This window comes from Streptomyces sp. DSM 118878 (assembly GCF_052936595.1).
Map to the genome: position 1 here is coordinate 4131524 of NZ_CP193622.1, position 26834 is coordinate 4158357.

General features: G+C 72.1%; 22 protein-coding genes and 1 tRNA gene. 2 read left to right on the top strand and 21 right to left on the bottom strand.

Annotation, left to right across the window (positions count from 1 at the left end; genetic code table 11):
* Positions 1-33 precede the first annotated feature (33 nt).
* Complete coding sequence (locus tag ACRAKF_RS18285) at positions 34-396, top strand: alpha/beta fold hydrolase (RefSeq protein ID WP_447038228.1); 363 nt, start codon at positions 34-36, stop codon at positions 394-396.
* Positions 397-406: 10 nt separating this feature from the next.
* Here the strand turns inward: ACRAKF_RS18285 and ACRAKF_RS18290 are convergent, their stop codons facing one another.
* The 14 genes from ACRAKF_RS18290 to bldG all read right to left on the bottom strand — a co-directional run bounded on the left by ACRAKF_RS18290 (position 407) and on the right by bldG (position 18732).
* Positions 407-1027, bottom strand: a complete 621-nt coding sequence (locus ACRAKF_RS18290; RefSeq protein ID WP_447038229.1) for a TetR/AcrR family transcriptional regulator — start codon at positions 1025-1027, stop codon at positions 407-409.
* A 276-nt stretch (positions 1028-1303) separates the two neighbouring features.
* Positions 1304-1801 (bottom strand): histone deacetylase, encoded by a 498-nt coding sequence (locus ACRAKF_RS18295; protein ID WP_447038230.1) that lies wholly within the window; start codon positions 1799-1801, stop codon positions 1304-1306.
* 199 nt (positions 1802-2000) lie between these two features.
* Complete coding sequence (locus ACRAKF_RS18300; RefSeq protein ID WP_447038231.1) at positions 2001-2126, bottom strand: hypothetical protein; 126 nt, start codon at positions 2124-2126, stop codon at positions 2001-2003.
* Between the two features lie 122 nt (positions 2127-2248).
* A tRNA-Thr gene (locus ACRAKF_RS18305) sits at positions 2249-2322 on the bottom strand.
* A gap of 95 nt (positions 2323-2417) precedes the next feature.
* The gene (locus ACRAKF_RS18310) at positions 2418-4031 is read right to left on the bottom strand and encodes an alpha/beta hydrolase (protein ID WP_447038232.1); all 1614 of its coding nucleotides are present in this window, start codon (positions 4029-4031) and stop codon (positions 2418-2420) included.
* Between the two features lie 108 nt (positions 4032-4139).
* Positions 4140-5345, bottom strand: coding sequence for a DNA polymerase III subunit delta' (locus tag ACRAKF_RS18315; RefSeq protein WP_447038233.1), 1206 nt, complete (start codon positions 5343-5345; stop codon positions 4140-4142).
* A gap of 111 nt (positions 5346-5456) precedes the next feature.
* Positions 5457-8744, bottom strand: coding sequence for a dTMP kinase (tmk, locus tag ACRAKF_RS18320; RefSeq protein WP_447038234.1), 3288 nt, complete (start codon positions 8742-8744; stop codon positions 5457-5459).
* Positions 8745-8869: 125 nt separating this feature from the next.
* Positions 8870-11707, bottom strand: coding sequence for a type I DNA topoisomerase (topA, locus tag ACRAKF_RS18325; protein ID WP_447038235.1), 2838 nt, complete (start codon positions 11705-11707; stop codon positions 8870-8872).
* Between the two features lie 324 nt (positions 11708-12031).
* Positions 12032-12229: a hypothetical protein gene (locus ACRAKF_RS18330; protein WP_447038236.1), complete on the bottom strand. Its 198-nt coding sequence runs from the start codon at positions 12227-12229 to the stop codon at positions 12032-12034.
* Between the two features lie 386 nt (positions 12230-12615).
* On the bottom strand, positions 12616-14130 hold the full coding sequence (locus tag ACRAKF_RS18335; protein WP_447038237.1) for a DUF7059 domain-containing protein: 1515 nt from the start codon (positions 14128-14130) through the stop codon (positions 12616-12618).
* A gap of 85 nt (positions 14131-14215) precedes the next feature.
* On the bottom strand, positions 14216-14803 hold the full coding sequence (locus ACRAKF_RS18340; protein WP_447038238.1) for a small secreted protein: 588 nt from the start codon (positions 14801-14803) through the stop codon (positions 14216-14218).
* A gap of 232 nt (positions 14804-15035) precedes the next feature.
* Complete coding sequence (locus ACRAKF_RS18345; protein ID WP_447038239.1) at positions 15036-17438, bottom strand: sodium-translocating pyrophosphatase; 2403 nt, start codon at positions 17436-17438, stop codon at positions 15036-15038.
* 372 nt (positions 17439-17810) lie between these two features.
* Positions 17811-18248: an ATP-binding protein gene (locus tag ACRAKF_RS18350; protein WP_447038240.1), complete on the bottom strand. Its 438-nt coding sequence runs from the start codon at positions 18246-18248 to the stop codon at positions 17811-17813.
* A gap of 142 nt (positions 18249-18390) precedes the next feature.
* A complete protein-coding gene (gene bldG / locus ACRAKF_RS18355; protein ID WP_005475923.1) occupies positions 18391-18732 on the bottom strand; it encodes an anti-sigma factor antagonist BldG in 342 nt (113 codons plus the stop codon).
* 80 nt (positions 18733-18812) lie between these two features.
* On the opposite strand from bldG, the gene ACRAKF_RS18360 reads away from it, so the two are divergent.
* Positions 18813-21452, top strand: coding sequence for a DEAD/DEAH box helicase (locus ACRAKF_RS18360; RefSeq protein WP_447038241.1), 2640 nt, complete (start codon positions 18813-18815; stop codon positions 21450-21452).
* Positions 21453-21628: 176 nt separating this feature from the next.
* Here the strand turns inward: ACRAKF_RS18360 and ACRAKF_RS18365 are convergent, their stop codons facing one another.
* The 7 genes from ACRAKF_RS18365 to ssd form a co-directional block, all read right to left on the bottom strand.
* On the bottom strand, positions 21629-22075 hold the full coding sequence (locus tag ACRAKF_RS18365; RefSeq protein ID WP_447038242.1) for an Rv3654c family TadE-like protein: 447 nt from the start codon (positions 22073-22075) through the stop codon (positions 21629-21631).
* The gene (locus ACRAKF_RS18370; RefSeq protein WP_447038243.1) at positions 22072-22500 is read right to left on the bottom strand and encodes a TadE family type IV pilus minor pilin; all 429 of its coding nucleotides are present in this window, start codon (positions 22498-22500) and stop codon (positions 22072-22074) included. The genes ACRAKF_RS18365 and ACRAKF_RS18370 overlap by 4 nt, the downstream gene beginning before the upstream one ends.
* Complete coding sequence (locus tag ACRAKF_RS18375; RefSeq protein ID WP_447038244.1) at positions 22487-22693, bottom strand: DUF4244 domain-containing protein; 207 nt, start codon at positions 22691-22693, stop codon at positions 22487-22489. The genes ACRAKF_RS18370 and ACRAKF_RS18375 overlap by 14 nt, the downstream gene beginning before the upstream one ends.
* An 86-nt stretch (positions 22694-22779) precedes the next feature.
* A complete protein-coding gene (locus ACRAKF_RS18380; RefSeq protein WP_447038245.1) occupies positions 22780-23559 on the bottom strand; it encodes a type II secretion system F family protein in 780 nt (259 codons plus the stop codon).
* Positions 23556-24413 (bottom strand): type II secretion system F family protein, encoded by an 858-nt coding sequence (locus ACRAKF_RS18385; protein ID WP_447038246.1) that lies wholly within the window; start codon positions 24411-24413, stop codon positions 23556-23558. The genes ACRAKF_RS18380 and ACRAKF_RS18385 overlap by 4 nt, the downstream gene beginning before the upstream one ends.
* Entirely contained in the window at positions 24410-25585 is a 1176-nt protein-coding gene (locus ACRAKF_RS18390) for a TadA family conjugal transfer-associated ATPase (RefSeq protein WP_447038247.1), read from the bottom strand. Before ACRAKF_RS18390 ends, ACRAKF_RS18385 begins: the two co-directional genes overlap by 4 nt.
* On the bottom strand, positions 25582-26721 hold the full coding sequence (gene ssd, locus ACRAKF_RS18395; RefSeq protein ID WP_447038248.1) for a septum site-determining protein Ssd: 1140 nt from the start codon (positions 26719-26721) through the stop codon (positions 25582-25584). The genes ACRAKF_RS18390 and ssd overlap by 4 nt, the downstream gene beginning before the upstream one ends.
* Between the last annotated feature and the right edge of the window lie 113 nt (positions 26722-26834).

A 26834-nucleotide genomic window follows, 5' to 3' on the forward strand; every position in this document is an offset into this window, starting at 1 on the left:
AGGAAGAGGAAGAGGGAAAGCTTCCGGGAGATCATGGCCGACGGCATCTCCCGGCACTCGTTCGGCGAGGTCATCGACGAGCTGTCACGCTGGGACACCCTCTCCTGCGCCACCCGGGTGACCACCCCCGTCATCCTGGTCAACGGCCGCGCCGACCCGCTCTTCCGCCGCCAGGAACGCCAGTTCCTGCACGCCCTGCGCTCGGCGGGCACCCCGGCCCGCCTGGTCCACGTACCGGGCCCGCGTGTGCTGGCGCTGACGGAGCCGGACACGTTCAGCCGGCTCCTCCGCAGGGCCCACGCGGAACTCACGACGATGACGCCGGCCACCCCGGAAGCCGCCCCGATAGCCGCCCCGATAGCCGCTCCGGAAGCCGCTGACCCGGAAGCCGCTTGACCGCACCGGCTCACGGCATGACCGACCGCCAGATCCGCTCCGACAGGACCCGCGCGGCCCGGTCGAGGCCGACGCCGTCGACGTCGTCGGGGCCGACGATGCCGTCGATGCCGGAGAGCCGGCGCCGCGCGACCGCGACGATCGGCCCCATGACGAGCGACTCGACCAACGGCACCTCAAGAGGCGCGATCTGTCCCGCCTCGACCTGCCGGGCCACCCAGTCCGTCAAGGGCGAAAGCCGCGCCTCCTGCGCGTCGCGAAGCTGCTTGGCCTGCGCCATGCCGAGCCGGTTGGCATAGGAGGAGTGCAGGAGCCGCGCGGCGTCCGGATGCTCCTGGATGAACGTGAGGTACGTACGTACGAGCGCACGGATGCCGCCCCGTGCCGTCCGGGAACGTTCCACGGCCGCGGACAGCTCCCCGAGGAGGCGGCCGAGCCAGCGCAGCAGCAGGGCGTTCATCAGTCCGTCGACGCTGCCGAAGTGGTGGTAGAGGCTGCCGAGGCTGACCCCGCTCGCCTTGGTGAGGGCGCCGACGGTGACGCCCTGATCCCCGGATTCGGCGTACACCTGGAGGGCGGCGTCCAGGAGTCGGTCGGCGGTCTCCGCGCCACGTTGCTGCTTGGGGCTCATGGTGCGTATCAGCGTAAAGCACAGATTTTCTAGAACCCTTTTCTAGAAACAGCTTCCACTGGCGGAGGGCCATGGTCCAGACTGTTCAACGGGCTTGGTCTGGCCGGGCCCGGCCCGGTGTCCGTCCGTGCGGACGGGGGTGCGCACGGACCGGCATCGGCACGGCGACCGGCCTGCCCACGGACCAGCCCGGGCACGGGCATCGACACCGGCACGGGCGCCGGCACCAGCACCGGCACCGGCACCGGCACCGGCACCGGCAGGGGCCCTGCCCCGTCACCCCAACAAATCCAGAACGCCCTGCTCCGACCAGCGTTCGGCGCCCCCCGGGCAACCGGCGAGATACGAAGCGACGACGCCCGCCTCCCAAGCCCCGGTGGCCAGCAGCCCCGTCCCCAGGTGGCGCAGATAAGCGGCAGAGGGCGAGACCCCTGGAACGTCACCCACCCCCCAGGGAGCGGTAAAGGTCAGCACAGGCACGGAGTCGATCTCCCCCACGCACACCAAGGTCTCGTAACGCCCGTCCCCCAGCACGGCACGCCCCCGCGAGAGCACCTCGCTCAGATCGATCCGCGAACCGACTCCACCCGGCTCCCGGTACATCTCCTGAGCCGCGATATCACCGAACTGCTCGACGGTGACGAGATGCGCCCTGCCCAGCACCCGCCCACGCGCCCCCGGGTCGTAAAAGGCACGCCCGCCGCCCCAGACGGGCGACCGAGTGGCGAAGTACATCACCCCGGAAAGCTCCACGGGAACGGACGCGACAGGCATGGCGGAGTCACGGCACCCCGGATACACGCGCGCCCCACCGGGCGGACACCCCCCGCGGATGTAGGCACTCAGCCGCTCCAGATGCACGTTCGACCCATAGGCCGCATACCAGACGCCTGACGAGGCCACGGAACCATCAGAGCCACCGGAACCACCGGAACCACCGGAGCCGCCTCCGGAAGCCGAGCCCGGCACGAAATCAGACCCGTCCGAGGTCGAGCTCCACCGGGAAGGGCGCCGAGACCTTGCCGACGCCGGTGAAGTCGTACCGCTTCACCGCGATCTGCTCGTGCATCCACGCAGGGGCTGCCATCTCGGCAGTCATGACGCACCTCCCAGACGACATGACGACATGCGGGGCGGGCCCGGTCCCGCTGAGCTCAGCGTACTGTCGGCAGGCATGAAAAAAACCCCAGGTCACGGCGAGTGAGTCCTGGGGTTGATCCGAGCCGCCTTCGGGATTCGAACCCGAGACCTACGCATTACGAGTGCGTTGCTCTGGCCATCTGAGCTAAGGCGGCGCGCCGTCTGCACCATGGTGCGGTCGGCAACGCGGCCAAGTCTACACAGTTTCCGGAGGTGCTCCGCACACCCCCGCGCGGGCGGCCCGAGGCGGCTATGAGCAGCGCTTTCCTTCCGCCGGGGCCGTGCCGTCCAGGAGGTACGCGTTGATCGTGGAGTCGACGCACTCGCTGCCGCGGCCGTACGCCGTGTGGCCATCGCCCTCGTACGTGAGGAGGCGGGCCGAGGAGAGCTGTGAGGCCAGGGAGCGGGCCCAGCGGTAGGGGGTCGCCGGGTCGCGTGTCGTGCCGACGACCACGATCGGCGCCGCGCCCTTCGCCTCGATGCGGTGCGGCTTCCCCGTGGCCTTGACCGGCCAGTACGCGCAGCTGAGCGAGGCCCAGGCCAGGCCCTCGCCGAAGACCGGGGACGCCTTCTCGAAGTCGGGCAGCGCCTTCCGCACCTGGTCCGGCGTGGTGAAGGCGGGCGGCAGGTCCAGGCAGTTCACGGCCGCGTTGGCGGACATCAGGTTCGAGTACTTGCCGTTGCTGTCCCGCTCGTAATAGCTGTCGGAGAGGGCGAGCAGGGCCGCCCCGTCCTTGTTCCGCACCGCCGAGGTGAGCGCGTCCCGGAGCTGTGGCCAGGCCCCCTCGTCGTACATCGCCGCGATCACGCCCGTCGTGGCCAGCGCCTCGGTGAGCTTGCGGCCCGACGCGTCGCCGGTGGGCAGGGGCTCGCGGTCCAGGGCGTCGAAGAAGCCCTTCAGGCGCTTGCCCGCGCCGTCGGCACTGGTACCGGCACTGCCCGCGCCGCCCGTGCCGATCGGGCAGTCCGCGCCGCGCCTCACGCAGTCCTTGGCGAACGACTGGAACGCCGTCTCGAAGCCCGCCGTCTGGTCGCGGTTCATCCGGCGCGCCGACAGGGACGGGTCCATCGCCCCGTCCAGGACCAGCCGGCCCACGCGCTTGGGGAACAGGCCGGCGTACGTCGCTCCGAGGAACGTGCCGTACGACGCGCCCACGTACGACAGCTTCCCGTCGCCGAGCGCCGCCCGCAGGACGTCCATGTCCCGCGCCGCCTCGACCGTGGAGACGTGCGGAAGGATCTTCTTCGAACGCTTCTCGCAGCCGTCCGCGAACCGTCCGAACGAGGCCCGGAGCGCCTTCGTCTCGGGCCGGTCGTCGGGGGTGACGTCGGTCTGCGTGTACGCGTCCATCTCCTTGCCGTCGAGGCAGGTGACGGGCTCGCTGCGGGCCACCCCGCGCGGGTCGACGGCGACCATGTCGTACCGGGCGCGGACCTTTTCGGGGTAGCCCAGCGCCGCGTACGACTGGAGGTAGCCGATCGCCGAGCCGCCGGGGCCGCCCGGGTTGACCAGGAGCGATCCGAGTCGCTCGCTCTTGCGCGTGGCCTGCTTCCTGGCCACCGCCAGCTTGATGTCGCCCTTCGCGGGCTCGTCGTAGTCGAGCGGCGCCTTCATGGAGGCGCACTCGAAGCCCTCCACGCCGCACGCGCGCCAGCTCAGCTTCTGGTTGTAGTACGGGGCGAGCTCCGTGGGCGTCGACTCGGGCAGGGCGGCGACCAGGGAGGCGTCCGCCGTCGAACCGCCCGACGAGCATCCGGAGACGAGCAGCCCCGCGGTCACGAGCAGCGTGCCGCACGTACGGAAGGTGAGGTGACGGCGGAGGGGGCGGCGACTGCGGCGACTGCGGTGACGGCTGGTGTCCATCGGACGAGGCTAACTGTCCGTCAGCTTCACATCACTTAACGTGCTCGCACGGTACTCGTACGAGTGACGCCGTCAACCGGTCCGTCATGCACGTGGGTTGCTCAAGGCTCAGCCCGCCCGGAGCGCCACCGTCATCGCCTCGACCGCCAGCAGCGGTGCCACGTTGCGGTCGAGGGCCGTGCGGCAGGCGCCGATCGCCTCTATCCGGCGCAGAGTGGACTCGGGCGAGGTGCCCAGGGCCATGCGCTCCAGCATGTCCTGCACCTCGGTGTTGGCGATGGCCACGCGGGAGCCGAGCTGGAGGGCGAGGACGTCGCGGTAGAGCGCGGTCAGGTCGATGAGCGCCAGGTCGAGGCTGTCGCGCTGCGTACGGGTCCTGCGGCGCTTCTGCTTGTCCTCCAGCTCCTTCATCACGCCCGCGGTGCCGCGCGGCATCCGGCTGCCCTGTCCGCCTCCGAGCGCCGCCTTCAGGTCCTCGGTCTCCTTGACGTCGACCTCCTCGGCCATCTGCTTGGCGTCCTCGCCGGCCGTGTCGATCAGGTCCTGAGCGGCTTTCAGGCAGCCGCCGATCTCCTGCACGCGCACGGGCAGCTTGAGCACGGCGGCCCTGCGCTCACGCGCGCGCGGGTCGGTGGCGAGGCGCCGGGCACGGCCGATGTGGCCCTGCGTCGCGCGCGCCGCGACGGCCGCGACGTCCGGCTCGATGCCGTCCCTGCGTACGAGCACGTCGGCCACGGCGTCCACGGAGGGCGTCCGCAGTGTCAGGTGCCGGCAGCGCGAGCGGATGGTCGGCAGCACGTCCTCCAGGGAGGGCGCGCAGAGCAGCCACACCGTACGGGGAGCGGGCTCCTCCACGGCCTTGAGCAGGACGTTCCCCGCGCCTTCGGTGAGGCGGTCGGCGTCTTCGAGGACGATGACCTGCCAGCGTCCCACCGCCGGCGAGAGCTGCGCCCGTCGCACGAGTTCACGGGTGTCCTTCACGCCGATGGAGAGCAGGTCCGTGCGGACCACCTCGACGTCGGCGTGCGTGCCGATCAGGCTGGTGTGACAGCCGTCGCAGAACCCGCAGCCGGGGGCGCCGCCCAGCGCCCGGTCCGGACTCGTGCACTGGAGGGCCGCGGCGAAGGCCCGCGCGGCGGTGGACCGCCCGGAGCCGGGCGGTCCCGTGAACAGCCATGCGTGCGTCATCTTCGACGAGTCCGGCGACGACGTGCCCGCGGTGACCGCGGTCACCTGCGCGTCGGCGTCCCGGGCGGCAGCCTCGAGCTGCTCGCTCACCCGCTCCTGCCCCACCAGGTCGTCCCACACGCTCATGGGGTCACCGCCTTACGCCGCTCACTGCTCTGTGCTTCACCGGACCTCCCATTGTGGGACACGGCACTGACAACACGGGACACGGCACTGACCACGCGGGCCGCCGGACCGTCAGCCCCGGCGCCCGCCCCGGCCCCGCCGCCGTCCGTCCTTGTCGCCCTCGCCGTCCTGTCCGCCGAGCAGTTCGTCCGCCAGCGTCGGCAGGTCGTCCAGCGGGGTCTCCTCGGCCCAGTCGGGCCGCGGTCGCCGGGGTACGCCCTGCTCGTCGACCTGCGGGAGCTCCGCCGTCCGCTCGTTGGGCCCGTCGGGCGTGGCGGACCTCGTGGGCCGCTCGTCGCGGTAGTAGCCGCGCGGCACCTGGTCCTCCGGGACGGCGGGCAGCACCGCCGTCTCGTCCGTCGCACCCGGAACCTGCGGCTGCGGCATCACCTCGGTGTCCTCGGGGCCGGGCCCGTCGAGCCGTACCGCCGGGAGCACGGCCGTCTCGTCGGCGGGACCGGTGAGCGGCTTCACCACGGGCGTCGGCACGGTGGTCTCGTTGTCCGGGACGGGCTGAGCGCCGGACGAACCGGCGGCCGTCCCCCGAGCCGCGTCCTTCGGCGAAGCCGAAGCAGAGCCCGAGCCCGAAGCAGAGCCCGAGCCCGAGCCCGAAGCAGAGCCCGAGTCCGAGCCTGAAGCAGAGCCCGAGTCCGAAGCGGAACCCGCGGCCTTGGAGAGATCCGCCCGCTTCGGTGCGGCCGCAGCAGCGGCCGCAGACGCCTCGGCCGCCTTGGCAGCAGCGGCAGCCCGCGCCGTCTCCGCCTCGGCGGCAGCCGCGGCCGCGGAGGCCGCAGCCATCCGCCGCGCCTCCTCCGCCCGGAGCAGCGCCGCCTCCGCCTTGCGCTGCTTCTCCAGGCGGCGCTCCTCCGCCTCGGCGCGCAGCCTGGCCTCTTCCTCGGCCTCCCGGCGGCGCCGCGCCTCCTCGGCCTCGCGGAGCTTCTCCTCCGCGAGCAGCCTCGCCTTCTCCTCCTCGGCCTTGCGGCGCGCCTCCTCGGCACGCTTCCTGGCCTCCTCGGCCTGCCGCTCGGCCTCGCGGCGCTGCGCCTCCTCCAGCTCGCGGCGCTTGCGCTCCTCCTCCTCGGCGCGGAGCTTGGCGAGCTGCTCCTGGCGCTCGCGCTCAAGGCGCTCCTCCTCGGCCTTGCGCGCGGCCTCTTCCTCGGCCTTGCGCCTGGCCTCCTCCTCGGCGGCCTTACGCGCCTCCTCCTGGGCCTTCACCTCGGCCTCGGAGAGCGGGAGCACCACGTCGAGCCGGTGCCGGATCACGGTGGTGACCGCTTCGGGCTCCTGGGCGGCGTCGACGACGAGGTAGCGCCCGGGGTCGGCCGCGGCGAGGGTGAGGAAACCGGACCGCACGCGCGCGTGGAACTCGGCGGGCTCCGACTCCAGTCGGTCGGGCGCCTCCGTGAACCGCTCCCGCGCCGCCTCGGGCGACACGTCGAGCAGGCACGTCAGATGCGGTACGAGGCCACCGGTCGCCCAGCGGTTGATGCGGGCGATCTCGGTGGTCGAGAGGTCGCGTCCGGCGCCCTGGTAGGCGACGGAGGAGTCGATGTACCGGTCGGAGATCACCACGGCACCGCGTTCCAGGGCGGGGCGTACGACGGTGTCGACGTGCTCCGCGCGGTCGGCGGCGTACAGCAGTGCCTCGGCGCGGTGCGAGAGACCGGCCGACGAGACGTCGAGCAGGATCGACCGCAGCCGCTTGCCGACGGGCGTGGCCCCCGGCTCGCGGGTGACGACGACCTCGTGACCCTTGGCGCGGATCCACTCGGCGAGCGCCTCGGCCTGGGTCGACTTGCCGGCGCCGTCGCCGCCCTCCAGGGCGATGAAGAAGCCGGTGGCGCAGGTCGCCTGCGCCGGGTCGTCGCCGCCGCGCAGGGCGTCGCGCAGATCGTGCCGCAGCGGTACGCCCTGCCGGTCGTCGGTCTTGGCGAGCAGCAGCGCGGCCACCGGCAGGAGCAGCGCGCCGACCAGCATCAGGGTGAAGGACGCGCCTCCGTGGTCGAAGACGAACTTGCCGTTGACCACGCGGTGCGGCCCGATCAGGGCGGCGACCACAGGGGCCACGAGGGCGCCGAGCGCGACACAGAGGCGTACGACGGCTTGCAGGTGCTCCGCGGTGCGGGTCCTGCGGTAGTCCTCGACCTCCTGGTCGAGCAGCGCGTGCCCGGTGTTCGCGGAGACGCCCGCGGAGGCTCCGGCGAGGGCCAGGAGCAGCAGCACGGTGGTCACATCGGGCACGAGGCCCGCCGCGAGCAGCGCGGTGCCGGTGAGCGCGATCGCGAGCGCGAGCAGCCGGCGGCGCGAGAGCGAGGGCAGCAGGGACGGCGCGCCGAGGATGCCGACGACGGTGCCGCCGGTCAGGGCGAGCACGACCAGGCCGTACGCGACGGGTCCGCCGCCCATGTCCTTGGCGTGCAGCAGGGCCACGGCGACGGCCGCGGCGATGGCGGTGGCGACCGCGGCGCAGGCGACGACGAGCAGCGGGATGGCACCCGTACGCCCCCTGTCGGTGCCGGTGCCGGTGCGCGGCCTGCGCAGCCCTTCGAGCGGGCTACGCGCGCGTGGCGTCTGCCTGCCGGGCAGTTCGAGGGAGTAGACGATGGAGAGCGAGGCGGCGAAGAGGCCGGCCGCGACGAACGAGGCGAGCCCGGCCTGGTGCAGTGCGAACCAGTCGAGCCCGGCGCCGAGCAGGTTGCCGACGAGGGTGATGGCCACGAGCGCGGCGGCCGCGACGGGCAGCGCCACGAATCCCGTACGCAGGGACAGACGCCGCAGCGCCTCCATGTGGTCCGGCAGCGGCCGCACCGTCGCGCCCTCCGGGGGCGGCGGGGGCAGCAGCGCGGGCGCTGCGCACTCCCTCGCGACCGTCCAGAACCGCTCGGCGACGCCGACCACGAAGGACGTCACCAGGATCACCGCGAGGGCGTTGTCCGGGGTCCAGTCGATCCACAGCGGTGCGACGACGAGCAGCGCGGCGCGCACGCCGTCGGCCCCGACCATGGTCCAGCGCCGGTCGAGTGGTCCGCCCGGTGACGTGAGGGAGGTCAGGGGCCCGAGGAGCACCGCCCCGAAGAGCAGTGTCGCGAGGACACGCGCTCCGAAGACGGCGGTGATCGCTAGGGCGACACCCCGGTAGCCACCGCCGAAGGCTGCTTCGGAGATGGCCGACTGGAGCGCGAGAATCACCAGGACGAGCAGGGCGAGGGCGTCACCGACACTGCCCACGAGCTGTGCGCTCCACAGGCGCTTCAGTTGCGGTACACGCAGCAAGGCGCGGACGGCACGCTCTCGGGAATCTGCGACCAGGGCGTCGTCGGGGGCCGGAATTCCGGCCGTTGGCTGCTCGGCACGCGTCATCCGTCCAGCCTATCCGGACCGCCAACGTCCATGCGTGCCCACCCGAACAAACGACCGTACGATCGTCGGGCACATCGCCAAAGCCGCCGGGTACCGAAGGATCACGGCACCCGGCAGCCGGGACTTCAGCTCTCCGAGGCAGCGCTCTCGGCGGAAGCGGCCGTCTTCTTGGTGGCGGCCTTCTTGGTGGTCGTTTTCTTGGCCGCGGTCTTCTTGGCCGTAGCGGTCGTCTTCTTCGCGGCGGTCTTCTTGGCGGCCGTCTTCTTGGCAGGCGCCTTCTTGGCAGGGGCCTTCTTCGCCGTCTTCTTGGCAGGCGCCTTCGCCCGCTTCTCCGCGAGGAGCTCGTAACCCCGCTCCGGGGTGATCTCCTCCACGGAGTCCGCCGCGCGCAGCGTCGCGTTGGTCTCGCCATCGGTCACGTACGCCCCGAAGCGCCCGTCCTTGACGACGACGGGCTTCCCGCTGACGGGGTCCTCGCCGAGCTCCTTGAGCGGCGGCTTCGCCGCGGCCCGCCCGCGCTGCTTCGGCTTGGAGTAGATCTCCAGAGCCTCCTCCAGCGTGATGGTGAAGAGCTGCTCCTCGGTGTCGATGGACCGCGAGTCCGTGCCCTTCTTGAGGTACGGCCCGTACCGCCCGTTCTGCGCGGTGATCTCGACGCCCTCGGCGTCGGCACCGACCACACGCGGCAGCGACATCAGCTTGAGCGCGTCCTCAAGGGTGACCGTGTCGAGGGACATGGTCTTGAAGAGCGAGGCCGTGCGCGGCTTGACCGCGTTCTTGCCGGTCTTCGGGGTGCCTTCGGGGAGGATCTCGGTCACGTAAGGGCCGTAGCGGCCGTCCTTGGCGACGATCTGGTTGCCGGAGACCGGGTCCGCGCCCAGCTCGAAGTCACCGCTCGGCTTGGCGAGCAGTTCCTCCGCGTACTCCACGGTCAGCTCGTCGGGCGCCAGGTCCTCGGGGACGTCGGCGCGCTGGTGCTCCTCGGAGTCCCGCTCGCCGCGCTCGATGTAGGGGCCGTAGCGGCCCACGCGCAGCATGATGCCGTCGCCGACGGGGAAGGAGGACACCTCGCGGGCGTCGATCGCCCCGAGGTCGGTGACGAGCTCCTTGAGCCCGCCGAGGTGGTCGCCGTCGCCGTTGCCCGCCTCGGCCGCGGAGCCGGAGCCCTCGCCCTCACCGAAGTAGAAGCGCCGCAGCCACGGCACGGCCTGCGCCTCACCGCGCGCGATGCGGTCGAGGTCGCCCTCCATCCGGGCGGTGAAGTCGTAGTCGACGAGGCGCCCGAAGTGCTTCTCGAGCAGGTTGACGACGGCGAACGACAGGAAGGAGGGGACGAGCGCCGTCCCCTTCTTGAAGACGTACCCGCGGTCGAGGATCGTGCCGAGGATCGACGCGTACGTCGAGGGGCGGCCGATCTCGCGCTCTTCGAGCTCCTTGACCAGCGAGGCCTCGGTGTAGCGGGCCGGCGGCTTGGTCGCGTGGCCGTCGACCGAGATCTCGTCGGCGGAGAGCGCGTCGCCCTGGCTGACCTGCGGAAGCCTGCGCTCGCGGTCGTCCAGCTCGGCGTTCGGGTCGTCGGCGCCCTCGACGTAGGCCTTGAGGAAGCCGTGGAAGGTGATCGTCTTGCCGGACGCGCTGAACTCGGCGTCGCGGCCGTCGGAGGCGCGGCCACCGATCTTGACCGTGACGGAGTTGCCGACCGCGTCCTTCATCTGGGAGGCGACGGTCCGCTTCCAGATCAGCTCGTAGAGCCGGAACTGGTCACCGGTCAGGCCGGTCTCGGCGGGCGTACGGAAACGGTCGCCCGACGGGCGGATCGCCTCGTGCGCCTCCTGCGCGTTCTTGACCTTGCCGGCGTACGTGCGCGGCTTGTCCGGCAGGTAGTCACTGCCGTAGAGCTGCGTGACCTGGGCGCGGGCGGCGGTGATCGCCGTGTCCGACAGGGTCGTGGAGTCCGTACGCATGTACGTGATGAAGCCGTTCTCGTACAGCTTCTGGGCCACCTGCATGGTGGCCTTCGCGCCGAAGCCGAGCTTGCGCGAGGCCTCCTGCTGCATGGTCGTCGTACGGAACGGGGCGTACGGCGAGCGGCGGTAGGGCTTGGACTCGACCGACCGCACGGAGAAGTCGGTGTTGTCCAGGGCGGCGGCCAGCGAGCGGGCGTTGGCCTCGTCCAGGTGCAGGGTGTCGGACTTGAGCTGTCCGACGGAGTTGAAGTCGCGGCCCTGTGCGATGCGCTTGCCGTCGACCGTGGTGAGGCGGGCGACGAGCTGCGACGGGTCGGAGGCGTCACCGGCGCGGCCGGTCCCGAAGGTACCGGTCAGGTCCCAGTACTCGGCGGAGCGGAAGGCGATGCGCTCGCGCTCCCGCTCGACGACGAGGCGGGTGGCCACGGACTGCACACGGCCCGCCGACAGGCGCGGCATGACCTTCTTCCACAGGACCGGCGAGACCTCGTAGCCGTAGAGGCGGTCGAGAATGCGGCGGGTCTCCTGGGCGTCGACCATGCGCTGGTTGAGCTCGCGCGGGTTGGCGACGGCGCTGCGGATCGCGTCCTTGGTGATCTCGTGGAAGACCATGCGGTGGACGGGAACCTTGGGCTTCAGGACCTCGAGGAGGTGCCACGCGATGGCTTCGCCCTCGCGGTCCTCATCGGTGGCGAGGAAGAGCTCGTCGGAATCCTTCAGCAGTTCCTTGAGCTTCTTGACCTGTGCCTTCTTGTCGGCGTTGACGACATAGATGGGCTGGAAGTCGTGCTCGACGTCCACGCCGAGGCGGCGCACCTCGCCGGTGTACTGCTCGGGCACCTCCGCGGCGCCATTGGGAAGGTCACGGATGTGCCCGACGCTGGCCTCGACTACGTAGCCGGGGCCGAGGTAGCTCTTGATCGTCTTCGCCTTGGCAGGCGACTCGACGATGACGAGTCGGCGGCCGCCCTGTGCGGTCTCGCTGGTCGGGGACAACTTCGCTCTTCTCTCCGGTTCGACGCTCGGTGGCAGTGCGCGAGGGCAATGCTCGTGGCAGTACTCCTGGCAGTGCGGTGGCAGTGCTCGCATGGCTTGCGTTGCGCTGTCGCTGCGGAGTGTGACGGTACATCCCGCCCCCGTGTCAAACGGGAAAAGCCCGCAACGGCCACTCGAACGGTAACCCGACTACCGCCATTCCTGCCGCCCGGAGGGTGGACCTGCCGTTTCGGCGCCCGGTCCGGGCAGTGGCCCCACGCCACCGGGGCGATCACCGGAGTACGCCGCTCCGCCCCACCGGAAGAGGGCGGCCACGCAGCGAGTTCACAGCCGCGTGAAGCACCACGCCGCGAGGAGCAGCGCACCCGAACCCGCGAGTGCGGCGAGCGTCGCCGATGCGACGGGACTCACACCTTGGGCGACGGGTGCGCGGTGCGCGACACGCGCGCCGGTCCACAGCAGCAGCCCGGCGCCGAACAGCGCGAACACCGTCCCGGCGAAGATCGCTGGTGCGCTCTCCATGGCCATTGCCTCCCCGTGCAGCTCTTCCTTCGCGGTCCCCGCTCGGAGGCTGACACGCGAGGGAATCGGGAGCGCGAAATCGGGGTGAACGGTCGGCGGCCCCTTGCCCCGCCGGGCCGGCCCCCGCTCCCCCGGCGAGCGGCCGGCGACTGCCGCCTCCGCGCGGCGCCTCAGAGGCGGTTCGGCGCTCCTGCCCGGGAGCACCCCGAATTTCCTGAGCCGTACGGGATGTTGGCCGGTTCCGCTCATCATGGCCGGATCGCTGCGGCTGCCCGCCGGGGAGCGGGCCCGCCGCCCCGCCCTCGCGGACGGAGACGGGGCTACGCCGGGGCTCGGTCTGCGCTACGCCGGGGTCCGGTCGGCGCTTCGGCGGGGCGCACGGGTTCCTACGCCTCGACCGGCAGCAGGAAGCCCTGCTCCACGAGGAGCCGGATCTGCGCGGGCGTCCGGTCGCGCAGCAACACGGGGTCCTCGCCGACCAGTTGAGCGATGGCGTCGAGGATCCGGCCGGCGCTCAGCGACCCGTCACACACCCCGGCGAAACCGGCGCCCACCGTGTCCACCTTGGTGGCCCGCCGCATCCCGCGGTGCTGGCGCAGCACGACGTGCTCCGGGTCCTCGGCGCCCGGCAGCCCGACCTGCTCCTGCATGACCTCGTCGGCGAGTTTGAAGTGCCCGGCGAGCAGCGCCGCGTCGTCGTGCGTGCGCAGGTAGTCCTGGCGCTCGAAGAACTCCCGCACCGTGTCACCGAGCGGCTGCTCGACGGGGTGCGGCCACTCCTCGACGGTCACGACCGGCTCGGCGGCGCCGGTCTTGCGCAGGGTGATCCACCCGAAGCCGACGGCCCGCGTCCCGCGCGCCTCGAACTCGTCCAGCCATGCCTCGTACCGCTCCGCGTACCGCGCGGGGTCCGTACGGTGGTCGCCCGCGTCCCGCAGCCACAGCTCGGCGTACTGCGTGATGTCCTGCACCTCGCGCTGCACGATCCAGGCGTCGCAGCCGCGCGGCACCCAGGAGCGCAGGCGGTCCTGCCACTCCTCGCCGTCCACGTGCAGCCAGTTGGCCAGGAAGTGCGCGTACCCCCCTTCGTTCAACCGCTCCCCCGCCTCCTGAACGAGCGAACGGCACAGATCGTCCCCGCCCATCCCGCCGTCGCGGTAGGTGAGCCTGGCGCCCGGCGAGATCACGAAGGGCGGGTTGGACACGATCAGGTCGTACGTCTCGTCCGCCACCGGCTCGAAGAGCGAGCCCCCCCGCAGGTCCGCCGCGGGCGCCCCGGACAGCGCCAGCGTGAGCCGCGTGAACTGGAGCGCCCGGGGGTTGAGGTCGGTCGCGGTCACGCGCGTGGCGTGCTGCGCGGCGTGCAGCGCCTGGATGCCCGAGCCGGTCCCGAGGTCGAGGGCGCCGGCCACCGGCGTCCGCACGGTGATCCCGGCGAGCGTCGTGGACGCCCCGCCGACGCCGAGGACGATGCCTTCGTCATGGCTGCCGATGCCGCCCGCGCCGCCGACCGCGCACCCCAGGTCGGACACGATGAACCAGTCCTCGCCGCTCGGCCCGCCGTAGGGCCGCACGTCCACGGTCGCCCGCAGCTCACCGTCCCCTCCGGTCAGCCAGCCGCTCTCGAGGAGGGCGTCGACGGGCAGAACGTCGGCCACGCGCGCGTGCGGGACGGATTCCTGGAGCAGGAAGAGGCGGACGAGCGCGGCGAGGGCTCCGTCGCCGCGCGTGGCGCGCAGCGCGGGGACGGTCTCGCTGCGGGCGAGCGCGGCGTACGCGGTGGCCCCGAGCAGTTCGAGCAGCCCGTCGGCGGTGAAGGCGGCGTCGAGCAGAGCCTTGCGCAGGGCGGCGGACACGTCGGCTCGGTCGGACGAGGGCAGGGGGAGGCTGGCATTACTCACCCCTCCATTGTGGCCCTCCGTCACGCCGACGCCCCCGGCGCCGCACTGGGCACCGAGGGCGTGAGGAACGTACGGCCGAAAGAAGCTAGTTCTTGGTGGAGGGCGTGGCGGACGCGCTCTTGCAGCTGTCCTGCTGGCCCATCGCCTTGCCGACCTCCCCCTCCTGGAGCTTCTCCAGCGCCCTGTTGCCGCTCTTGCTCAGCTTGTCCAGCTCGCCCGCGACGTCCTTGAGGCCGTCCGCGAAGTCCGCCTGGTTCTTGGTGTCCAAGCCGTCGACCTGCTTCTTCAGGTCCCCGTACGACGCGGAGATGGCGTGGAGTTCCTTGACGGCGTCGTCCGTCTTCTTCTTGCCGTCGTCGACCGGCGGGGCGCCGGCCTTCTTCACGGAGTCACCCATCGCCTTGTAGGCGTCGGACATGTCCTGGAACGCCTTGGAGTCCGTCTTCTGGACGTCGGCCGGCGAACTGTTGTCCGAGGTCTCCTCCTGGATCGCGGTGTTGGCGTCCGCGATCTTCTTCGACTGCGGCTGAACGGAGTCACAGACCTTCTTGGCCCAGTCGTCCAGCTCCTTGTTGCCGTCGTCGCTGCTGCACCCTGACAGAGCGAGTACCAGTACCGCACCGCCGGACAGTGCGGCTGCAAGCTTCTTGTTCACCGGATTGGTCCCTTCCATGGCTCTCGGCCCCGGAACTTACACGCCAACTGGGCTACATCCGCATGCCGAGGGTCTGATACAACCCCTATTGCAGCCATTTGCACCAAGCCAGAGAGTGCCGGGAGCGGGAGAGAAGGCTCACGGCTCGCCCGCCGCACGGCAGCGGGCGGAGAGCGGGGCACGCCGACGGGCGGACGTCGCGTCAAAACGCGCCGTCCGCCCGCGTGTTGGACGGTCCCTGAGGGGCCTTCTACGAGACGACCGCCGGGTCGACCGGCTTGGCCGCGCGCTCGGCGTTGCCCTCGTCCCCCACGGCGATACCGCGCCGCTTGGAGATGTAGACCGCGCCGATGATGACCGCGATGGAGAGCACCGCGATCAGCGCCCGCATGCCGGCGCTGGCGTCGTCCCCGTAGCTGAACTTGATGACCGCGGGCGCGATGAGCAGCGCCACCAGGTTCATCACCTTCAGCAGGGGGTTGATCGCCGGCCCCGCGGTGTCCTTGAACGGGTCGCCCACGGTGTCGCCGATGACGACCGCGGCGTGGGCCTCGCTGCCCTTGCCGCCGTGGTGGCCGTCCTCGACGAGCTTCTTCGCGTTGTCCCAGGCACCGCCCGAGTTGGCGAGGAAGACCGCCATCAGCGTGCCCGTGCCGATCGCGCCCGCGAGGAACGAGCCCAGCGCGCCGACGCCGAGCGAGAAACCGACCGCGATCGGCGTGAGCACGGCGAGCAGACCTGGCGTGGCCAGCTCGCGCAGCGCGTCCTTGGTACAGATGTCGACGACGCGCCCGTACTCCGGTTCCTCGGTGTAGTCCATGATCCCGGGGTGCTCGCGGAACTGCCGCCGCACCTCGTAGACCACGGCGCCCGCCGACCGCGACACCGCGTTGATCGCGAGCCCCGAGAAGAGGAAGACGACCGCGGCGCCGAGGATCAGGCCCACCAGGTTGTTCGGCTGCGAGATGTCCATGACCAGGTTCATCGGAGCGCCGTCGCCGACTTTCTCGCCGACGTCCCTGGCCGCGGTCGCGATGGCGTCGCGGTACGACCCGAAGAGCGCCGAGGCCGCGAGGACCGCGGTCGCGATGGCGATGCCCTTGGTGATGGCCTTGGTGGTGTTGCCGACGGCGTCCAGGTCGGTGAGCACCTGCGCGCCCGCGCCCTCGACGTCACCGGACATCTCCGCGATGCCCTGCGCGTTGTCGGAGACGGGGCCGAAGGTGTCCATGGCGACGATGACACCGACGGTGGTCAGCAGTCCCGTACCGGCCAGGGCGACCGCGAACAGGGCGAGCATGATCGACGTACCGCCGAGCAGGAACGCCCCGTACACGCCGAGCCCGATGAGCAGCGCGGTGTAGACGGCCGATTCCAGGCCGATCGAGATGCCGGCGAGGACGACCGTGGCCGGTCCTGTCAGCGAGGTCTTGCCGATGTCCCTGACGGGGCGTCGGGTCGTCTCGGTGAAGTACCCGGTGAGCTGCTGGATCAGGGCGGCCATCACGATGCCGATGGCCACGGCGATCAGCGCGAGCAGCCGCGGATCGCCGTCGTGGCCCTTGATCGCCGCGTCCGTGACGCCGTCCAGCTTCGCGTACGTGGACGGCAGGTAGACGAAGACGGCGATGGCCACGAGGATCAGCGAGATCACCGCGGAGATGAAGAATCCGCGGTTGATGGCGCTCATGCCGCTGCGGTCGGAGCGCCGGGGCGCCACCGCGAAGATGCCGATCATCGCTGTCACGACACCGATGGCCGGGACGAGCAGCGGGAAGGCGAGCCCGGCGTCGCCGAACGCCACCTTGCCGAGGATCAGCGCGGCGACGAGCGTCACGGCGTACGACTCGAAGAGGTCGGCGGCCATGCCCGCGCAGTCGCCGACGTTGTCGCCCACGTTGTCGGCGATGGTCGCGGCATTGCGCGGATCGTCCTCCGGAATGCCCTGTTCGACCTTGCCGACCAGGTCGGCGCCGACGTCGGCGGCCTTGGTGAAGATGCCGCCGCCGACACGCATGAACATCGCGATCAGCGCCGCACCGAGGCCGAAACCTTCCAGCACCTTCGGCGCGTCGGCCGCGTAGACGAGCACCACACAGGAGGCGCCCAGAAGACCGAGCCCCACCGTGAACATGCCGACGACGCCGCCCGTGCGGAAAGCGATCTTCATGGCTTTGTGCGAGACGGCGGTGAGATCCTTTTCGGGTTCACCTTCCGCAGGAGTGGCTTCCCGGGCGGCGGCCGCCACGCGCACATTGCTGCGCACGGCGAGCCACATACCGATATAGCCGGTGGTCGCCGAGAACGCCGCTCCGACCAAGAAGAAGATCGATCGTCCGGCGCGCTGATTCCAGTCGTCCGCGGGCAGCAGCATGAGCAGGAAGAACACCACGACGGCGAATACGCCGAGAGTGCGCAGCTGGCGTCCCAGATAGGCATTCGCGCCCACCTGGATCGCCTTCGCGATCTTCTTCATGCTGTCGGTGCCCTCGCCGGCCGCGAGAACCTGGCGTACCAGCACGCCCGCGACGACGAGCGCCGCGAGCGCCACGGCCGCGATCACCATGACGATGAGACGGTTGTCGTCCGTCAGTACTGCAGCTGCGAAGGTTGAGGGGTGGTCAATCTGATGAGGGGTAGAAAGCCCCGCCATTCGTCCTCCTTGACGCTTGACCTGAGCTCAAGATGTGGACGGATTGTAGGGAGCAGAACCTGATCAAAACAGAGCGCCACTAACGCAATTGACCGGAGATTGCTCCTCAGCAAATGATCCGGGTCATCGATTGGCCCCAAAAGCGGTAATGCCTCAAACCCGTTGACGAGTGATTGCCGAAAGATCGTCGATCAAGCCTGAAATAAGATCACCCAAAGAAAAGCCCCTGTTCATCACGGGGATGACAGGGGTGTGTTCATCACGGGGACGACAGGGGGTGGGGGCGGTGTGGGAGGTACGGGAGGTGCGGGCATACCGGTTTCATGGGTCCCGCGGTGATCGTCGCGGCAGGAGTGCCCCGGCGCGCCGCGCTCAGGAAAGGAGCGGCGCGGGGGTCGTCGGCCAGCTCATGCGGATCTGGCCACCGGACTCGCCCGCGGTGACCTCGACGTCGTCCACGAGACCGCTGATGACGGCGAGACCCATCTCGTCCTCGCCGTCGGCCTCGAGCTCCTCGCCCTGGCCCGCCGCGCCGGGCGCCCGGTCACCGGGGGCCGAACGGGGTGCCTCGTCGCCGACCTCGATGGAGAACTGCTTCTCGTCCTCGATGAGCGAGACCCGCACCGGCGCCGTGACGCCGCTGGTCTGATGCAGTCCGACGGCGCGCGTGCAGGCCTCGCCGACGGCGAGCCTGACCTCGTCGAGAACGGCCTCGTCCACCCCGGCCCTGCGCGCGACCGCGGCCGCCACCAGACGGGCGGTCCTCACGTGCTCGGGCAGCGCGCTGAAGCGGAGCTCGACGGTGGCCATACGTCCCCCTCGGACATACACGCGTGCGGTCAGGGGACCGGGCCGAAGCCCAGCCCCCTGCTGTACTGCCGCACCGGGCCGAGAGCCCGGAGCGTCCGGCCGTGCGCCGGACCTCCGTCGTCCGGCGCTCGGCCGCCGCCACTCAGTCGGTGGCCGCGACCGCTTCGTCGACCGAGGTGTGAATCGGGAACACCTTGGTCAGACCGGTGATACGGAAAATCTTGAGAATGCGCTCCTGGTTGCAGACCAGGCGCAGCGAGCCCTCATGGGCACGCACGCGCTTCAGGCCGCCGACCAGCACGCCGAGTCCGGTGGAGTCGAGGAAATCCACGCCCTCCATGTCGACGACCAGATGGAAACTGCCGTCGTTCACCAACTCGACCAACTGCTCGCGCAGCTTGGGCGCGGTATATACATCGATTTCGCCACCGACCTCGACGACCGTACGATCGCCGACGGTACGGGTCGACAGGGACAGGTCCACGGATCCTCCAGCACCTTGCTATCGAGCGGTCATCCCTCGGGACACCTCGGCAGAGCCCCCAGGACGGATCGCCAGCCGCGATGGCATTCAATCACTTACCGGCGGGCATGCACGACGCCTTACGACCATTGTCCATCCCACCAGTGACACACTCGATGCCGATGGCCAACATTTCTCCCCCCGGAGAACCCCCTGCGGGCGCCCGGGCACACGCCTCTCCGCGGGCGGTCCTCGACCGACTCACCGCTGGGCCGAGCCGTGCTTCGCGCGTCACTCATACGGAGCACATGCCCCCACGTGAGGCCCGGTATGCAGGCTGGCCCGACCGCATCCGGCCGGAGGTCGTGTCCGCCGTCCGGGCCGCGGGCATCGAGCGCCCCTGGGCCCACCAGGCGCTGGCCGCCGAGCACGCGCTGGACGGCGAATCGGTGATCGTCGCGACCGGAACCGCCTCGGGCAAGTCGCTCGCCTATCTCACCCCCGTCCTCTCCGCCCTCATGGACGGATCCGAGGCACCGAACGGGCGTGGCGCCACCGCTCTGTACCTCGCCCCCACGAAGGCCCTCGCGGCCGATCAGCGCCGTGCCGTCCGGGAACTGGCCGCTCCCCTGGGCAAAGCCGTGCGTCCGGCCGTCTACGACGGCGACACGCCCTTCGAGGAGCGCGAGTGGGTGCGCCAGTACGCCAATTACGTGCTGACCAACCCCGACATGCTGCACCGCGGGATACTGCCGTCCCACCCGCGCTGGTCCTCCTTCCTGCGCGCCCTGCGCTACGTCGTCATCGACGAGTGCCACACCTACCGCGGCGTCTTCGGCTCCCATGTCGCCCAGGTCCTGCGGCGCCTGCGCCGCCTCTGCGCCCGCTACGGCTCCGAACCCGTCTTCCTCCTCGCCTCCGCCACCTCCGCCGAGCCCGCCGCGTCGGCGGAGCGTCTCACCGGGGTGCCGGTGAAGGAGGTCGCCGACGACGCCTCACCCCGCGGTGACCTCGTCTTCGCCCTGTGGGAGCCGCCGCTCACCGACCTCCACGGCGAGAAGGGCGCCCCGGTCCGCCGCACCGCCACCGCCGAGACGGCCGACCTCCTCACCGACCTCACCGTCCAGGGCGTCCGCTCGGTCGCCTTCGTACGGTCCCGGCGCGGCGCCGAGCTGATCGCGGTGATCGCCCAGGAACGCCTGGCCGAGGTCGACCGCTCCCTCCCCCACCGCGTCGCCGCCTACCGCGGCGGCTACCTCCCGGAGGAGCGCCGCGCCCTGGAACGCGCCCTGCACTCCGGCGAACTCCTCGGCCTCGCCGCCACCACGGCCCTCGAACTCGGCGTCGACGTGTCGGGCCTCGACGCCGTCATCATCGCGGGCTATCCGGGCACGCGCGCCTCGCTCTGGCAGCAGGCCGGGCGCGCCGGTCGCTCCGGGCAGGGGTCGCTGGCCGTCCTCGTCGCCCGGGACGATCCGCTGGACACCTATCTCGTCCACCATCCCGAAGCGCTGTTCCGGCAGCCCGTGGAGTCCACGGTCCTCGACCCCGACAACCCCTACGTGCTCGCGCCCCACCTCTGCGCGGCCGCCTCCGAACTGCCGTTGACCGAGGGGGACCTGGAGCTCTTCGGCCCGGCCGCCGAGGAGCTGCTTCCGCAGTTGGAGGCCGCGAAGCTGCTGCGCCGCCGCACCAAGGCCTGGCACTGGACCCGCCGGGAGCGGGCCGCCGACCTCACGGACATCCGCGGCGAGGGCGGTGAGCCCGTCCAGATCGTCGAGGAGGGCACGGGGCGGCTGCTCGGCACCGTCGACGCGTCCGCCGCGCACACCACCGTCCACGAGGGCGCCGTCCACCTGCACCAGGGGCGCACGTATCTCGTGCGCCACCTCGACCTCGAGGACTCCGTGGCCCTGGTCGAGGAGGCCGCGCCGCCGTACTCCACGACCGCGCGCGACACCACGGCGATCTCCATCCTGGAGACGGACGTCGAGGTCCCCTGGGGCCAGGGACGCCTCTGCTACGGCTCCGTCGAGGTGACCAACCAGGTCGTCTCCTTCCTGCGCCGACGGGTCATCACGGGTGAGGTCCTCGGCGAGACCAAGCTGGACCTCCCTCCTCGTACGCTGCGCACCCGGGCGGTCTGGTGGACCGTCACCGAGGACCAACTGGACGCCGCCCGCGTCAACCCCGAGGTCCTCGGCGGGGCCCTGCACGCCGCCGAGCACGCCTCCATCGGCATGCTGCCGCTCTTCGCCACGTGTGACCGCTGGGACATCGGCGGTGTCTCCGTGCCGCTGCATCCGGACACGCTCCTTCCCACGGTCTTCGTGTACGACGGCCACCCCGGCGGGGCGGGCTTCGCCGAACGGGCCTTCCACACGGCCCACGAATGGCTGACGGCCACCCGCCAGGCCATCGCCTCCTGCGAATGCGATGCCGGCTGCCCCTCCTGCATCCAGTCCCCCAAGTGCGGCAACGGCAACGAGCCGTTGCACAAACGGGGCGCGGTGCGGTTGCTTTCGGTGCTGTTGCGGGATGCGGAAACTTCCGGGGCGAGCTCGGGGGCGGGGGTGGCTTCGGGGGCGGCCTCGGCTGCGGGGGCGGGCGCGGCTTCGCCCTCGGGTCCGGAGGCAGCCTCGGGGCCAGGTACGGCCCCCACGGCAGCCACGGCCTCGCCAGAGCCAGGTACAGCGTCCAGGCCACGCCCGGCTTCCCCCTCGGGACCAGAGGCGGCCTGAGAGCCAGGTACGCCCTCCACGGCAGCCATGGCTTCCCCTCCGGGAGCGGGAGCGGCTCCAGGGACCGGGGCGCCCTCCACCTCCGCGGCAGGCGGCCTAGCAGGGCCCAGGGCCGCTTCCGGGGCGGGCACGGCTGCCCCTCGGGACCAGAGGCGGCTTCGGGGGGCGGGGGCCGCCTAGGGGAGGCCGGGTGGGCGGGTTATAGGTCCGGCTCCGGTTGACGACGCCGGGCCTCGCGGCGACGCGGCCCCCGGTCCTTCGGGCGGCGCTGCCCGCCGTGGCCCCGCGCGGGACCTGATCCGCGGCGAGAAGGGGCCTACGGAGGCCGAGGCCGTCACCTCGGAGATTTCTCCCCGTACGGAACAGTCCACCAGCCGCGCGCCCTGCGCCTCGGCCACCCTGGCCGCCCCCTCGCACGCCTTCGCGCTCCCCGCCGCCCAGCGGTCCGCCGCCGCCAGCGCCGCCAGATCCGCCGCCCCTCCCGCCCGGTGCCGGGCCATGACGGCCTGCCCCATCGCCAGCACCGCCCCGCAGATCACGCAGAGCACAGCCATCACCACCGTCACCCATACCGTCGCCGCCCCTCGATCCCGCGCCATCCCGCGCCAAGGCCTGCCCGTCATACGCCCACCCCCACGCTTTCCTCAGCCAACGCCACCGCTTCCGACCGCAGCCGCACGCCGAGGCCCAGGACCGTGGGGCCCGGGGCGTCCGCCTCGACCTCGACGCGCACCAGGTCGCCCTCCCGCCGCACCGATACCTGCGCCCCACGCGGTGCCGCCTGCCGCGCCGCCGCGACGGCCACCGCCTCCGGGTCCTGCCGTGCCGCGGCACGGGCACCCGCCCTCGCCGCGTCCACGCACTGGACCTGCGCACACGCGGCAAGGAGCGTCCAGACGAGCGCCATGGCGAAGAGGACCAGCGTCGGCAGCACCACGGCTGCCTCCGCCGTCACGAACCCCGCGTCCCGACAGCGGTCCCGGAGACCGGCGCCCCTCCGGGGCCGGGCTCCTGCCCACCGCCTCCGCCAAGCCTCAGAACTGCGCATGGAGGGCCTTCTCCACGATCGCCTGCAGCGCCGCCCTGACCTGCCCGCTCGTCACCACCTTGTAGAGCAGCCCGGCGAACCCCACCGCTGCGATCAGCCCCATCGCGTACTCGGACGTCACCATTCCCGCGTCCTTGCCCGCCGCTTGGACCCGCCGCAGCAGCCATCGCGTACTCCACCTGTGCCCGAACATGTCCGACCTCCATTGGTTTGCTCACTCCGCCATTGGTTTGCTCACTTCGCTCGGCCCCGCGGCCGAAACGGTCACCCCACCTGCGTTCAGCCCGTGTTCAGCAGCCCCTCCGCGAGTCCGATCACCACCGGCAGCACGCCGACCGCTACGAACGCCGGGAGGAAACAGAGGCCCACGGGAGCCGTCATCAGGACCGCCGCCCGCCGCGCCTTGGCCGTGGCCGCCCGGCCCCGCTCGGCGCGTGCGTCCGCCGCGAGGCGCGCCACCGGTTCCGCGGCCGGTGCTCCTGACTCGTCGGCGCGCTCCAGGAGGCGGGCCAGCGGTATGGCCCCCGGAATCGCACGCACGTGCCGCCATGCCTCGGCTGGTTCACCACCGAGCCGTACTTCCGCGGCCCCCCGCGCCAGCCGCTCGCCCACCGGCCCCCGCAACGACTCGCCGACCGCTCCGGCAGCCGCGACAGGGCTCGCCCCCGCGGCCACGCACGCCGCCAAGAGGTCGGCCGCCAGCGGAAGTTGCGCGGCATCCGCCTCGCTCGACTCCCCGCACCGCTGGGGTGAGGCACGGGTGCGTCCCCAACGCCATGCGCCGTACCCCGCGGTCACCGCCAACAGCAGCCCCATGCCGCCGCCCACCAGGGCATAGACCGCGCCCGCCGTGCCGGTCACCGTGAGCCAGGCATGCGCCCCGCCCCGCAGGGCCGGCCACCGCTTCACCCGCCCCGCAGCCGGTCCCTCCGCGTCCAGCACCGCTCCGGTCCGGCGCCGCACCGTTCTCTCGCGCCGCGCGACCAGCAGCGTCCACACCACCCACAGCGTGGCCGCGGTTACCCACGCCGTTACCCCCAGCCTGTGGATATCGTTCATCGCCCCTCCGCTCCCCGTACGATCCGCAGCGCCCACCACATCCCGGCGCCTTCGAGCACCCCGCCCGTCACCAGGCAGCCGAGGCCCGCCCCCGTGTGCAGCAGCACCCGCAGCGGCTCGGCCCCCAACGCGCTGCCCATCAGCAGTCCGAGCACCGGCAGGCCCGCGAGCATCACCGCGGTCGAGCGCGCACCCGCCAGCTGTGCGCGCAGCTCCGCCCGTTGATCGCGCTCGGAGCGCAACGCCGCCTCCAGCCGTTCAAGCCCCGCCGCGAGCCCGGCCCCGCGGTCGACCGCCACCCGCCAGCACGCCGCGAGCCCGAGCAACCCCTCGGCTCCCGGCTCCCGCGCCGCCTCTCGCAGCGCGTCCGGCACGTCCCCGCCGAAGCGCGCCGCCGCGAGGGCCGCACTCCGCGCCTCGTCGGAGATCCCGCAGGAAGCCGCCTCGCCGAGGGACAGCCGCAGCGCGTCCCCGGGCTGCCTTCCCGCCCGCACCTCGCCCGCGAGCGCCCCGCAGAGCGCGATGACCGCAGCGCCACGCCGCTCCCGCTCGCCTCGCGCGTCCCGTGCCCGCCGCACCCGCCCGGCCAGGGGAACTGCCGCCGCCCCGGCCACCAGCGGCAGTACGGACGCCCCGACCAATGCCACCAGCAGTCCCGCCGCGAGGCACCACCACTCATGCGGCATCCGACCGCGCCCGGCGGCGAGGACCCGCCGCCAGGACCGACCGCCCGCCTGCGCCCGCACCCCGGCCGCAAGCACCGCATGGACCCTTCCGGCCTCCTTGCCCCGGCCGCCCACCAGCCAGATCGCGCCGACCGCACACAGCGCCGCCGCCCACGTCGACGTACTCACGTCGGCTCACTCCCAGCGCCGCCGTCGAGCAAGGGCTTGAGCCGCTTCCATCCCGGTCCCTCGCTGAAGGACTTCGTGTCCCATCGCAGCGCCGGCACCGTGACGACCAGGCCCGACGGCTCCCGCGCCAGCACGTGCACCTCCGCGACGCGGCGCCGTCCCCACCGGTCGCGCACCAGATGGATCACCACCGAGAGGGCCGCGGCCAACTGGCTGTGCAACGCCGCCCTGTCGAGTCCCGCGGCCGTCCCCAGAGCCTCGAGCCGAGCGGGCACGTCCCCGGCGGCATTGGCGTGGACAGTGCCGGAACCGCCCTCATGTCCCGTATTGAGCGCGGCCAGCAGGTGGACCACCTCCGCGCCCCGCACCTCGCCCACGACCAGCCGGTCGGGCCGCATACGGAGCGCCTGGCGGACCAGGTCGTCCAGGCCTACGTGGCCGGCCCCTTCCTGGTTCGCGGGCCGGGATTCCAGGCGGACCACATGCGGGTGCTCGGGCCGCAGCTCCGCGGAGTCCTCGGCCAGCACGATCCGCTCCCCGGGCCCCACGAGGCCGAGCAGCGCGCTCAGCAGAGTGGTCTTGCCGCTGCCCGTCCCCCCGCTGATCAGGAACGACAGGCGGGCGTCGAGCAGCGCCCGCAGCACCCGGTCACCGCCGGGCGGCACCGTCCCCGCCTCGACCAGCTCGGCGAGGGTGAAGGCACGGGGGCGCACGACCCGCAGCGAGAGGCACGTGGAGCCCACGGCGACCGGCGGCAGGACCGCGTGCAACCGGGTGCCGTCCGGGAGGCGGGCGTCCACCCAGGGCCGCGCGTCGTCCAGACGCCGCCCCGCGACGGCCGCGAGGCGCGTGGCGAGCCGCCGCACCGCGTCGGCATTCGCGAACGTCACCCCGGTGAGTTCGAGCCCGCCGCCCCGGTCCACCCAGACCCGGTCGGGCGCGGAGACCAGCACATCGGTCACGGAGTCGTCCGCGAGCAAGGGCTCGAGCGGCCCCGCTCCGACCAGCTCCGAGCGCAACTGCGAGGCGGCGCCGAGCACTTCCGTGTCCCCCAGGACCCGGCCCTGGGCCCGCAGCGCCTCGGCGACCCTGGCCGGGGTCGGCTCCTTGCCGCTCTCCGCGAGCCACTGGCGCACCCCGTCCAGCATCCGCGCCCCGACGACCGCACTCATACGCCACCGCCCACGGCGTCGGCCGGCACCCGGCCCCAGAAGGCGTCACAGAACCGGGCCAGCGGCCCGCGCGCGCACCCGCCCGGCGGCACCCCCGCGGCCTGTGCCACCGCGAGACCCGCCTCCCAGGGCGCGTCACCGGCCAGCGGCAGCCCGAGGAGACGGGCGACCTCTTCGGAGTCGAGTCCGCCTCGACCGGATGGGCCACCAGGACCCGCCCCGGCACCGACCACCACCCGCAGGTCCCGCAGCACCAGCCCCGCGGTCGACGCGACCCGCCGGGCCCCCGCCACCGCCCGCAGCTCGGGCGGCACCACCAGGAGCCCCAGGTCCACCTGGGCCAATGCCTCCGCGACCGGTTCGTCCACCCGGCGCGGCAGGTCCACGACGACCACACCGCCGCGCCTGCGGGCCGCTGACACCACTGCCCGCACCGCCTCCGGGGCGACCGCCACCGCCTCGCCCCGGTCCCAGCTCAGCACCCGCAGGGCGTGCAGCTCCGGCAGGGATTCCTCCAGGGCCTCCCCGCCGACCCGGCCCCGTGACGCGGCGAACGCCGGCCAGCGCAGGCCGTCGGCCGTCTCGCCCCCGAGGAGGACGTCCAGGCCGCCGCCCAGCGGATCGGCGTCGACGAGCATGGTGCGCCGGCCCGACCGCGCCGCCGTGACCGCGAGGGCGCAGGCCAGGGTGGAGGCACCTGCTCCACCGCGCCCGCCGATGACTCCGACGGTCAGAGCGGGCCGTCCCACGCCTTCCGCCACATCGGCGATGCGGTCCACCAGCCACTGCTCGCCGTCGGGCAGGAGCAGCACGTGGTCGGCGCCGATCTCCACCGCGCGCCGCCAGATACCGGAATCGTCCTGATCACGCCCAACCAGCACGACCCCACGCCGTCGGGCGGCCCCACGCACCCGGTCCGCCGCGTCGTCGCCGACCAGGACGAGCGGGGCCGAATCCCACCCCTGTGCGCACCCCGGCCCGCCGTGGTGCACCTCGGGTCGCGCACCCGCCGCGGCGCAGAGCCGCAGCAGGTCGTCGAGGAGCTCCACGTCCTCGGTCAGGATCAGTGGTCCGCTCTGCCGCCCGTCGGACGACGCGGACCTGTCCCGCGAAATGACTCCACCCACGATCTCCATCCCCCTTCACCGCAAGCACCCCTGAATGGCGCGCCCCGCATCGACGAAGAACCGGACAAAGCAATCCGGCCATGAACTTCGCAAGCGGAACGCGTGGAATCAGCGTGCAGCGG

Excerpts from the sequence above, each read along its gene's own strand:
- ACRAKF_RS18285 (WP_447038228.1), top strand. The coding sequence starts at position 34 with ATGGCCGACGGCATCTCCCGGCACTCGTTCGGCGAGGTCATCGACGAG.
- ACRAKF_RS18290 (WP_447038229.1), bottom strand. The coding sequence starts at position 1,027 with ATGAGCCCCAAGCAGCAACGTGGCGCGGAGACCGCCGACCGACTCCTG.
- ACRAKF_RS18295 (WP_447038230.1), bottom strand. The coding sequence starts at position 1,801 with ATGCCTGTCGCGTCCGTTCCCGTGGAGCTTTCCGGGGTGATGTACTTC.
- ACRAKF_RS18300 (WP_447038231.1), bottom strand. The coding sequence starts at position 2,126 with ATGACTGCCGAGATGGCAGCCCCTGCGTGGATGCACGAGCAGATCGCG.
- ACRAKF_RS18310 (WP_447038232.1), bottom strand. The coding sequence starts at position 4,031 with ATGGACACCAGCCGTCACCGCAGTCGCCGCAGTCGCCGCCCCCTCCGC.
- ACRAKF_RS18315 (WP_447038233.1), bottom strand. The coding sequence starts at position 5,345 with ATGAGCGTGTGGGACGACCTGGTGGGGCAGGAGCGGGTGAGCGAGCAG.
- tmk (WP_447038234.1), bottom strand. The coding sequence starts at position 8,744 with ATGACGCGTGCCGAGCAGCCAACGGCCGGAATTCCGGCCCCCGACGAC.
- ACRAKF_RS18330 (WP_447038236.1), bottom strand. The coding sequence starts at position 12,229 with ATGGAGAGCGCACCAGCGATCTTCGCCGGGACGGTGTTCGCGCTGTTC.
- ACRAKF_RS18340 (WP_447038238.1), bottom strand. The coding sequence starts at position 14,803 with ATGGAAGGGACCAATCCGGTGAACAAGAAGCTTGCAGCCGCACTGTCC.
- ACRAKF_RS18345 (WP_447038239.1), bottom strand. The coding sequence starts at position 17,438 with ATGGCGGGGCTTTCTACCCCTCATCAGATTGACCACCCCTCAACCTTC.
- ACRAKF_RS18350 (WP_447038240.1), bottom strand. The coding sequence starts at position 18,248 with ATGGCCACCGTCGAGCTCCGCTTCAGCGCGCTGCCCGAGCACGTGAGG.
- ACRAKF_RS18360 (WP_447038241.1), top strand. The coding sequence starts at position 18,813 with ATGGCATTCAATCACTTACCGGCGGGCATGCACGACGCCTTACGACCA.
- ACRAKF_RS18365 (WP_447038242.1), bottom strand. The coding sequence starts at position 22,075 with ATGACGGGCAGGCCTTGGCGCGGGATGGCGCGGGATCGAGGGGCGGCG.
- ACRAKF_RS18370 (WP_447038243.1), bottom strand. The coding sequence starts at position 22,500 with ATGCGCAGTTCTGAGGCTTGGCGGAGGCGGTGGGCAGGAGCCCGGCCC.
- ACRAKF_RS18375 (WP_447038244.1), bottom strand. The coding sequence starts at position 22,693 with ATGTTCGGGCACAGGTGGAGTACGCGATGGCTGCTGCGGCGGGTCCAA.
- ACRAKF_RS18380 (WP_447038245.1), bottom strand. The coding sequence starts at position 23,559 with ATGAACGATATCCACAGGCTGGGGGTAACGGCGTGGGTAACCGCGGCC.
- ACRAKF_RS18390 (WP_447038247.1), bottom strand. The coding sequence starts at position 25,585 with ATGAGTGCGGTCGTCGGGGCGCGGATGCTGGACGGGGTGCGCCAGTGG.
- ssd (WP_447038248.1), bottom strand. The coding sequence starts at position 26,721 with ATGGAGATCGTGGGTGGAGTCATTTCGCGGGACAGGTCCGCGTCGTCC.